Raw genomic sequence first — 10,144 nt, forward strand, 5'->3', positions numbered from 1 at the left:
TTTCTGCGACAGGACACTAGCGTCTGGAGGCCCGAAGGTTGCAAAAGGCACCGTAGCATTCTGAAGAACGGGCTTCGCCCCTGCACTGACGCCATCTGTTGGGCGTGACTGGCCGCTTCTGGTCGAAATCGGTCCGGCCCTCCTCCCTTTTGCCTCGAGACAATGGCGCGCCCGGAGGGATTCGAACCCCCGACCAACGGCTTCGGAAGCCGCTACTCTATCCGGCTGAGCTACGGGCGCGTGTCTGGGCGGGCTGGGCCGCCGCGGCTCGGCGGGCGGGCCCGCGCGAGGCCGGGTAGTCTACCGCTGTGGCTCGGTAGGCGCCAGCAGCGCGTGTCCGGGCGAACTCAGGGTTGGGTCAGCGCGATCTCGACCCGCTTGTTGCGTTTACCCTGATTGCTGATCTTCAGCACCTTGATCGGGCCGATCTCGCCGATATTGGCCACATGGGTGCCGCCGCAGGGTTGCAGGTCGATGCCGGGGATCCTTAACAGGCGGATCCGCCCGGCGCCGCGCGGTGGGGCGACGCTCATGGTCTTGACCAGCTCGGGTTGGGCATCGAGTTCTTCGTCGCTGATCCACACCGTTTCGGTGTTCACCGCGCTGGCGATCAGACGGTTGGTTTCGGCTTCAATGTGCGCAGCATCGAGCAGGCTGGGGTCGATATCGAAATCGAGGCGGCCGCTGTGTTCGCTGATATTGCCGCCGGTGACCGGCGCCACCACCACGCAGCTCAACACATGCAGGGCGGTATGCAGACGCATCAGTGTGTAGCGACGCGGCCAGTCGAGAATCAGTTCGACCGTTGCGCCGACCTCGGGCAGTGGCGAATCCGGCGCCAGTCGATGGCGGATCTCATTCGCTGCTTCACCTTTGCGGGTGTCAATGATGCGCAATGTTAAGTCATCGGCAAGTTTGACCTCGCCCTGGTCGCCGGCCTGACCACCGCCCATCGGGTAGAACACTGTCTGTTCGGTGCTGAACCAGTCGTCGCCGCACGCCGTGACGAGGGACTGGCAGCGTTGCAGATAGGCGTCGTCGCGGAACAGGGCTTGGGTCATGGCGGACGTTTGCAACAAGGAGAATGTGTTCGACGCGGCTGGGGTAACGAAAGTTCCTCCGATCGTGGTTGTGCGCTGATGCGCTGACACGCTCCCCCTCTCCCCAACCCCTCCCCCGCCAGGGGGGAGGGGCTTTTCTGCTGCCAGCTCCGATGTTGGGGCTTTTCTGCTGCCGGTGCCGATGTCGGGGCCTTTCTGTCGCTGCATTCGATGTTGTCGCACATGCTGGCCGCGCCGCGACGTAGCTGCATGGTGAAACCGCGCGTTAACCCCATGACGACGAAACGAAGCGCTATTGAGAGGTGGGCAAGGTGACGAAAGCTGCTCCGATCTTGGTTGTGCGCTGACGCGCCCCCCTATCCCCACCCCCTCCCCCGCCAGGGGGGAGGGGCTTTTCTGCTGCCAGCTCCGATGTTGGGGCTTTTCTGCTGCCGGTGCCGATGTCGGGGCCTTTCTGTCGCTGCATTCGATGTTGTCGCAAGTGCTGGCCGCGCCGCGACGGAGCAACGCGTGCCTCCATGTTCACCGTTGTCTTCGCTAATAACGGATCAAGACGGTCCTGTTGTGGCGACTGCTCGGGAAGTGGCCGAACGAGCCCCTCCCCCCTCGCGGGGGAGGGGTTGGGGAGAGGGGGATAGTCGTTCGCCCGAACTAACGCCCACGACCGATCACCGCCCGATGGATTTCGTCCAGCACCTGGTTGGTGTGCAGCAGGATGTCGTGGTTCCAGAATCGCAGTAGTAGATAGCCTTGCGTGCGTAGCCAGCGATCGCGAGTTTGGTCGTGCGCGCAATCCTGGTGTTGTGAGCCGTCGGCTTCGATGATCAGTCGTGCACCGAAGTGGACGAAGTCGACGATGTAGGCGCCGATGGGTTGTTGTCGGCGGAATTTCTCGCCGGCGAAGCGCTGGGCGCGGAGGTGGCGCCAGAGCAGGGATTCGGCCTGGGTCATGGAGTGGCGCAGGTGTCTGGCGAGGTGGAGTTGTTGGTTCATGCGGTGTGTTCCCTGTCCCCCTCTCCCCAACCCCTCCCCCGCCAGGGGGGAGGGGCTTTTCTGCTGCCGGTGCCGATGTCGGGGCCTTTCTGTCGCTGCATTCGATGTTGTCGCAAGTGCTGGCCGCGCCGCGACGGAGCAACGCGTGCCTCCATGTTCACCGTTGTCTTCGCTAATAACGGATCAAGACGGTCCTGTTGTGGCGACTACGCGGGAAGTGGCCCAACGAGCCCCTCCCCCCTCGCGGGGGAGGGGTTGGGGGGAGGGGGATAGTCGTTCGCCCGAACTAACGCCCACGACCGATCACCGCCCGATGGATCTCGTCCAGCACCTGGTTGGTGTGCAGCAGGATGTCGTGGTTCCAGAAGCGCAGTAGTAGATAGCCTTGCGCACAAAGCCACCGATCGCGAGTTTGGTCGTGCGCGCAATCCTGGTGTTGTGAGCCATCGGCTTCGATGATCAGTCGTGCACCGAAGTGGACGAAGTCGACGATGTAGGCGCCGATGGGTTGTTGTCGGCGGAATTTCTCGCCGGCGAAGCGCTGTGCGCGGAGGTGGCGCCAGAGCAGGGATTCGGCCTGGGTCATGGCGTGGCGTAGGTGTCTGGCGAGGTGGAGTTGTTGGTTCATGCACTGTGTTCCCTGTCCCCCTCTCCCCAACCCCTCCCCCGCCAGGGGGGAGGGGCTTTAGCCTTGCTCCGAATCCCGAATCCCGTAATCCCGTAATCCCGTAATCCCGTAATCCCGTAATCCCGTAATCCCGTAATCCCGTAATCCCGTAATCCCGTAATCCCGTAATCCCGTAATCCCGTAATCCCGCAATCCCGCAATCACCAATCACCAATCACCAATCACCAATCACCAATCACCCATTCGCCATCCGGCGAAAGCTGATGGCTTCGGCCAGGGCGGTTTGGTCGATGGCGGGTTTGTCTTGCAGGTCGGCGATGGTGCGGGCGACGCGGAGGATGCGTTGGCTGGCACGGGCGCTGAGTTGCAGGCGGTCGATGGCGCGGTCGAGCAGGGCTTGGCTGTCGGCTTCCAGCATGCAGTGCTGGTTCAGCAGGCCTTGACTCAAGTGGGCGTTAAGTTCGCCGCGCTGGTGTTGACGATGGCGGGCTTGCAGTACCCGTTGGGCGACCTGTTGGCTGCTTTCGCCACGGCGGCCGTCGGCGCGCAGTTCCTGCGCGTGCAAGCGCGGGACTTCGACGATCAAGTCGATGCGATCGAGCAGGGGGCCGGAGATACGGCCGCGGTAGCGGGCGACCAGATCGGCGCTGCAGCGACAGCGTCCGGAGGGGTCGCCATGCCAGCCGCAGGGGCAGGGGTTCATCGCCGCGATCAGTTGGAAACGGGCCGGAAACTCGGCCTGGCGGGCGGCGCGGGAGATGACGATATGGCCGGATTCCAGTGGCTCGCGCAGCACCTCCAACACACGACGTTCCCACTCGGGCAGCTCATCGAGAAACAGCACGCCGTGGTGGGCCAAGCTGATTTCGCCGGGGCGCGGGGGTGAGCCGCCGCCGACCAAGGCGACCGCGCTGGCGGTGTGGTGGGGAGCACGGTAGCTGGGCCGGTTCCAGCGTCGCAGGTCCAGCGTGTGTTGCGACAGACTGCGTACCGCGGCAGCCTCCAGCGCGGCCTGTTCGGGCAGGTCGGGCAGCAGGCCGGGTAGGCGCTGGGCCAGCATGCTCTTGCCGCTGCCGGGTGGGCCAATCAGCAGTAGATGGTGGGCGCCGGCAGCGGCGATCTCCAACGCGCGGCGCGCCACCGGTTGGCCGCGCACATCGGCCAGATCGAGGCCGGCCTCAACGCAGTCATCGGCTAAGTGCAGTTCCTGCAGGGGGTTGATGAGCTGGTCCCCGCGTAGATGGGCGCAGACTTCAAGCAGGCTCTGCGCGCAGATCACTTCGGCCTGGCGGGCGAGGCCCGCTTCCTGGCGGTTGTCGGTCGGTACGATCACCTTGCGTTGTTGGCGCGTGGCGGCCAGAACGGCGGGCAGGCAGCCGGGCACGGCGCGCAACTGGCCGGTGAGAGCCAGCTCGCCGACAAATTCGCAATCGGCCAGCGATTCCACCGGAATCTGGCCACTGGCGGCCAGAATGCCGAGGGCTATCGGCAGGTCGAAGCGCGAGCCTTCCTTCGGCAGGTCGGCCGGGGCGAGGTTGACGGTAATCCGGCGCTGCGGCATTTCGAACTGGGCGCAGATCAGGGCCGCACGCACTCGATCCTTGCTCTCGCGCACCGCCGCTTCCGGCAGGCCGACAATCGACATGCCCGGCAAGCCGCCGGAGAGGTGCACTTCGACCTGCACCGGCGGCGCGTGCACGCCATCCTGCGCGCGCGAATGGACCAAGGCGAGAGACATCGGACAGGGCACTCCGTTGCCAACCAAGGGAATTGGTTGACGGGTCGATGATCATCGGCGGGCGCGGGATCAGCGCCGCAGTGGCTTGCTCCGACCGCTGCGCCGGAGCGGTGACTCAGTCGGCGTCTGAGTTGTGCTGAGCTTCGAGTTCCGCCACGCTGCGCTCCAGCGCATCGAGTTTTTCGCGGGTGCGCAATAGCACGGCGCGCTGCACGTCGAACTCCTCGCGGGTCACCAGATCGAGCCGGCCAAGACCGGCCTGCAGGGCGGAACGGAAGTTCTTCTGCAGATCTTCGCGGGCGGCGCCCAGACCAGGCGGCAGTAAGTCGCTCAGGCGACGTGCCAGATCATCTACCGATTTGAAATCCAGCATGGCCGGCTCCTTGCAGTGGGGTGGGGACAGCCTAGCGCGCGGCCAGTCGCTCGTCCGTCGGGCGATGTTGTGCCCTGGGGTAGGAATTGTCCTACATCGGGCGCTGGCGGCCTACCTTCGACTTTCGGCTAGCAGCTCGAGCACCGCCTGTCTGGCATGATGGCGCGGTCCTGTTCGGGGGAGCCCGATGTCCGGTACCGCCCTGCTGCTGGTTTCCTTGCTGTACCTTGGCATTCTGTTTGCCGTAGCCGCCCTGGGCGATCGCGGCTACTTTCAGTTAAGTGGGCGCCAGCGCGCCTGGGTGTATGCCTTTACCCTGGCGGTGTACTGCTCCTCCTGGACCTTCTACGGCGCGGTGGGCAGTGCGGCGCGCGAGTTCTGGCGTTTTTTGCCGATCTATCTCGGGCCGATGCTGCTGCTGTTGCTGGCGCCGGAAATTCTGCGCCGACTGATCGAGATCGGCCGCGAGCGCGGCATCACCTCGATTGCCGATTTTCTGGCCGCGCGCTTTGGGCGCTCCGGCCCGCTGGCCGCCCTGGTCACCCTGATTGCCCTGATCGCCGCCCTGCCCTATCTCGCCCTGCAGTTGCGCGCGGTGGCGATGAGCATCGATGTGCTGAGCCAGGCGCAGCAGCGGCCGGACTGGTGGGCCGACAGCGCGCTGCCGGTCGCCTTGATCCTGGCCGTGTTCGCCATCGGCTTTGGCACTCGCGAGGTCGACGCCCGTGAGCACCACCGCGGCCTGATGCTCGCCGTTGCACTTGAATCACTGGTTAAGTTGCTGGCCTTCGTGGCGATCGGCCTGTGGGCACTGTGGTCGCTGCTGGGCATGCCGGCGCAAGCCTTCACAGCGTCAATTCCGCTCGAGCTTCCTGACGGCTTTTTCGCCCATACGCTGCTGGCCTTCTGTGCCCTGTTCTGCCTGCCACGGCAGTTTCAGGTCACCGTGGTGGAATGCGCCGACAGTCGAGACTTTGAAACCGCGCGTTGGGGCTTCCTGGCCTATCTGGCCCTAATCACGGTGCTGGTGGTGCCGATCACCCTGCTTGGTAGCCAGATGCTCGGTGCCGAGGTGCGGCCCGATCAATGGATACTGGCCCTGCCACTGGAAGCCGGCCAGCCCTTGCTGGCCTTGCTGGTCTATCTCGGCGGATTCTCCGCCGCCACCGGTATGGTGATCGTGGCCAGCGTGGCCCTGGCGACCATGGTCAGCAATCACCTGGTGGTGCCCGGCCTGATTCGCTTCGGTGTGCTGGAGTATGGCCGCGATCTGGCGCCGATCGTGCTCTGGGTACGCCGCTTGAGCATCGTGTTATTGGCCGGTGGCGCCTTCCTGTTCCATCGGATGAGCGGCGCCGACAATGGCCTGGCTTCGATCGGTCTGCTGGCCTTTGCCGCGGTCGCGCAGTTTGCCCCGGCCATCCTGGCCGGCCTGTTCTGGCGCCGGGTCAGCGCCGTGGGTGCCGCGGCCGGCTTGATCGGCGGCTTTGCGGTCTGGGCCTACACCTTGTTGCTGCCCGCCCTGGCGCCGGAACTCTGGCTGGCACACGGACCCTTCGGCGTCGACGGGCTGCGACCGCGCAGTCTGCTTGGCCTGAGCGGATGGGAGCCGATCAGTCACGGCACCTTCGTCTCATTGGCGGTGAACATCAGCCTGCTGATCCTGGTTTCGCTGCGCTGGCGGCCCGGCATTCAGGAGCGCCTGCAGGCCAGCAACTTTCTTGGCCCGGTGCTGCGCCCAGCACGTAGTTCCACCGATGACCTGGGTCGCAAGGTAACCCTGGCCGATCTTCGCGCGATCACCGCCCGCATACTCGGCGAACGCACCGCGCAGCGGGTGCTGGACGACTATGCCAGCCAGCACGGTCACCTGGACGATGCCCAATTGGCCGATCGGCCACTGCTGCAGTTCGTCGAACGGCAGCTGGCCGGGGCGATCGGCGCACCCTCGGCGCGCCGGGTGCTGACCACGGCCCTGCGCGGCAGCGGCCTGGAACTGGAAGAAGTGGTGGCCCTGCTGGATGAAACCTCGCAGGCGCTGCGCTTCAACCGCGAGCTGCTAGAGGCGACTCTGGACAACATCAGCCAGGGCATCAGTGTGGTTGACGCCGAGATGCGGCTGGTGGCCTGGAATCGCCGCTACCTGGAGCTGTTCGAGTATCCCGAGGGCATGGTCTACGTCGGCCGGCCGGTGGCCGATCTGATTCGCTGGAATGCCGAGCGCGGCGAGATCGGCCCGGGTGATGTCGAGGCCCAGGTACAGCGTCGACTTAACCACATGATCAAGGGTCACCCGCACGTGTTCGAACGGGTGCAGGCCGACGGTCGAGTGATCGAAATGCGCGGCCAACCGATGCCCGGTGGCGGCTTCGCCACTACCTTCACCGACATCACTGACTACAAGCGCAGCGAGCAGGCCCTGATCGAAGCCAAGGCCGGTCTGGAACGGCGGGTCGAGGAGCGCACCGCCGAACTAAGCGATGCCCTGCAAGCGCAGCGGCTGGCGAAGGGCGAGGCGGAACGAGCCAACCATAGCAAGTCGCGCTTTCTGGCCGCCGCCAGTCACGATCTGGTGCAGCCCCTGAACGCCGCGCGACTGTTTGTCTCAGCGTTGAAGAGCCAGCCGATCGAGCCGCAAGACGCCCGCGTCCTGGTCGAGCGGATTCACAGTTCGCTGCACAATGCCGAGGAATTGCTCGACGGGCTGCTGGAGGTGTCGCGGCTGGATTCAGGTGCGCTGCGTGCTGAGATGTCGGCCTTCCAGGCGCGTGCTTTCTGCGAGAGTCTGCACACGCCGTTTGCTGCGGTGGCCGAGCAACGCGAGCTGAGTCTGCGCTGGCATGCCGCGCCGATCGCCCTGTACAGCGATCGCGTGCTGCTGCGTCGAATCGTACAGAACCTGGTGTCGAATGCGCTGCGTTATACCCGCCATGGCGGCGTTCTGTTGGCGGTGCGCAAACGGCCCAGTCACGCCCTGATCCAGGTCTGGGATACCGGCCCTGGCATTCCCAGTGAGCAGGTTGAGCGCGTGTTCGAGGAGTTTCAGCGTCTCGACCCGCCCTCACCCTGGGGCGAGCAGGGCTTGGGCCTGGGTCTGTCGATCTGCCAGCGCATGGCGCATCTTCTTGATCTGCCATTGCGCCTGAAATCACGACCGGGCCGCGGCAGCTTGTTTGAACTGGAGGTGCCGCTGGCGCCAGCCGATGCACAGATCAGATCGGAGCCACGCGTACCGAGCAGTGGTCTGAGCCGGCATATTCACGTGCTCTGCGTCGATGATGATGCAGCCAATCTCGATGGCCTGGCGGCCCTGCTGCAGCGCTGGGGTGCGACGGTCGACACGGCGCTGGACCTTGAGCAGGCTTTGCTGTGTCTCGATCGGCGCGCTGCCGATCTGCTGCTGGTCGATTACCGACTGGGCAGTGAACTGGATGGCTTCGCCGTAATCGAGATTCTCGCTCGCCGACAGCAACCGGCTCCAGCCTACGCTCTGGTGACCGCCGAGAACCGCGCCGAACTGCAGCAGCGTGCGCGCGCTGCCGGCATACCCGTGCTTAACAAGCCGGTTCGTCCGGCAGCACTGCGTGCCCTGGTCGAGGCAGCGCTGGCCCGTGGCGCGGCGCCCTGAGCTCTCCGACCTCTGCAGTTCGGCGTATCCCTCTGTTAGAAGACGCCAGGATGAACCTTCAACAACGAGGCGCGTGGGGTGATGCTCAGAGCCACCCACCGGCGCACTGCAATGACTTGCTCAGCCCTCGAAGCCATCAGCAAACACGCTAGCGCCAACGGTGAAGAACGTGCTGACGGTTTCACCGGCCGCGGTGACTTCGAAGGACCAGGTGCCGACCATGGCGTTGGCCGGCAGGATGTAACTCCAGTACCAATACGAGGCGTTGAACTCGCCATTGAGGTTGGTATTGAAGTTCTGGAAGTCACTGCCGTCCGGCCTGCGAATGCGAATGGTCGCCGGCAGGGCATTGGTTTGATCGCGCAGGTAGATGGCGAAGTAGGCCTGCTGTCCGGGCTCGAAACTGCTCGCGAAGGTATCCGGCTCCTGCCCGGGGTTGGGACAACTGACATTGAAACTGGGTACGGCATCGTGGGCGGCCACACGGTTGATGCGGGTTGAGCGATACGGGCGCTGCGCCGCCCAGTTGCTCAGGCCGGCACGGCAGCTACCGGCATGCGGTTCAATGATCGTGGCGCCGCCACTGGCGGAGCTGCGCAGCTCCATGTGCAGATGCGGTCCAGTGGAAAATCCGGAGCTGCCAACCAGACCGAGGTAGGCGCCGGTTTGGACCTGGCTGCCGACCGGCGCGCTGGTCAGCGATCCGGTCTTCAAATGGCCATACCACATGACGGTGCCATCGCCATGCTGGATATACACCGCGTTCCAATCGTCGGAATAATTGTTGGGGCAGCTGCGGTCATCATTGCCATCGCTCTTGTAGAGGATCGTGCCGGGGGCTGCGGCCACCACTTCGATCTGCTCGGCATCCATCATCCGCCAGGAAAACGGCCACAGAAAATAGTCGATGCCGGCATGGTTGTATCCACTGCTTAAGTCGTAGCTGCGCGTACCGCAGTTGTAATCCTGCACCACGCCAATGGTCGGGTTGAGATCGACGAAGTTCGACACGCCCCAATAGTCGTTGTCGGGAAAACTGCCGCGTGCGCGCAACGGCCAGTCCAGGCCATCGATCTTCGGCGCCAGCCGCAACGGATCGATGCCGCGCTTGGCCAGCTGGCGGGCTGCCTGTTCCACCTGCAGCGCGTATTTCTGCGCGACCATCAAGGGGATCTCATCGTGCGCCGCCTCCACGCCACCGCCGCCCTCGGGTGGCCGGGCCAGCGGGCCATCCACGGAAAGCAGTGCCAGCAAACCAAGCAGTGGGGCGATGCGCATGGTGCACTCCTCAGTGAGTCGCTCGATATCAGCCTTCCGCGGCTGGGTTGCGCCTGGATGCGTGACCTGTCGGCAGCGGGCCGGCTGCGGCCAAGGCTAAGCCCAGCGCCCTGCGGCGTCCAGAGATTGACGACGTCCCGCGACTCGTTGCGCCCGACGAACGCGGAATGCGGGATGTCAGCTGACCGCTAGCTAGCCCGGATATGTCATGAGGTCGCTGCGCGGCTACGCAGGGCATTCGCCCTGAGGTCCTTTGCGCCGATTGCCGCGTTGTTCGGCTGCTTCGTAGCCTGCGCCTTCGCTACGCTCGGTCGGCTGCTGTCGCAGCAACGGCTACTTCGTAGCCTGCGCCTTCGCTACGCTCGGTCGGCTGCTGTCGCAGCAACGGCTACTTCGTAGCCTGCGCCTTCGCTACGCTCGGTCGGCTGCTACGCAGCAACGGCTA

Annotated in this window: 7 protein-coding genes and 1 tRNA gene; 1 reads left to right on the top strand and 7 read right to left on the bottom strand. The window is 64.8% G+C overall.

Annotated elements, in window-relative coordinates:
* Positions 1–163 precede the first annotated feature (163 nt).
* The 6 genes from IFO71_RS14280 to ubiK form a co-directional block, all read right to left on the bottom strand.
* Positions 164–240: transfer RNA gene (locus IFO71_RS14280), tRNA-Arg, on the bottom strand.
* Positions 241–347: 107 nt separating this feature from the next.
* Positions 348–1,061: an alanyl-tRNA editing protein gene (locus tag IFO71_RS14285; protein ID WP_192030326.1), complete on the bottom strand. Its 714-nt coding sequence runs from the start codon at positions 1,059–1,061 to the stop codon at positions 348–350.
* 651 nt (positions 1,062–1,712) lie between these two features.
* Positions 1,713–2,054, bottom strand: coding sequence for an endonuclease domain-containing protein (locus IFO71_RS14290; RefSeq protein WP_192030327.1), 342 nt, complete (start codon positions 2,052–2,054; stop codon positions 1,713–1,715).
* Positions 2,055–2,340: 286 nt separating this feature from the next.
* On the bottom strand, positions 2,341–2,682 hold the full coding sequence (locus tag IFO71_RS14295) for an endonuclease domain-containing protein (protein WP_192030328.1): 342 nt from the start codon (positions 2,680–2,682) through the stop codon (positions 2,341–2,343).
* Between the two features lie 235 nt (positions 2,683–2,917).
* Positions 2,918–4,420, bottom strand: a complete 1,503-nt coding sequence (locus IFO71_RS14300) for a YifB family Mg chelatase-like AAA ATPase (RefSeq protein ID WP_192030329.1) — start codon at positions 4,418–4,420, stop codon at positions 2,918–2,920.
* Positions 4,421–4,535: 115 nt separating this feature from the next.
* Positions 4,536–4,793, bottom strand: coding sequence for a ubiquinone biosynthesis accessory factor UbiK (gene ubiK / locus IFO71_RS14305; protein ID WP_192030330.1), 258 nt, complete (start codon positions 4,791–4,793; stop codon positions 4,536–4,538).
* A 187-nt stretch (positions 4,794–4,980) separates the two neighbouring features.
* Between ubiK and IFO71_RS14310 the strand changes: the two genes are divergently transcribed.
* Positions 4,981–8,421 carry a PAS domain-containing hybrid sensor histidine kinase/response regulator gene (locus tag IFO71_RS14310; protein WP_192030331.1) on the top strand — a complete coding sequence of 1,147 codons (3,441 nt, stop codon included), beginning with the start codon at positions 4,981–4,983 and terminating at the stop codon, positions 8,419–8,421.
* Between the two features lie 120 nt (positions 8,422–8,541).
* Here the strand turns inward: IFO71_RS14310 and IFO71_RS14315 are convergent, their stop codons facing one another.
* Positions 8,542–9,699: a M23 family metallopeptidase gene (locus tag IFO71_RS14315; RefSeq protein WP_192030332.1), complete on the bottom strand. Its 1,158-nt coding sequence runs from the start codon at positions 9,697–9,699 to the stop codon at positions 8,542–8,544.
* Between the last annotated feature and the right edge of the window lie 445 nt (positions 9,700–10,144).

This window comes from Pseudomarimonas arenosa (genome assembly GCF_014841215.1).
GTDB classification, from domain to species: Bacteria; Pseudomonadota; Gammaproteobacteria; order Xanthomonadales; family Xanthomonadaceae; genus Pseudomarimonas; species Pseudomarimonas arenosa.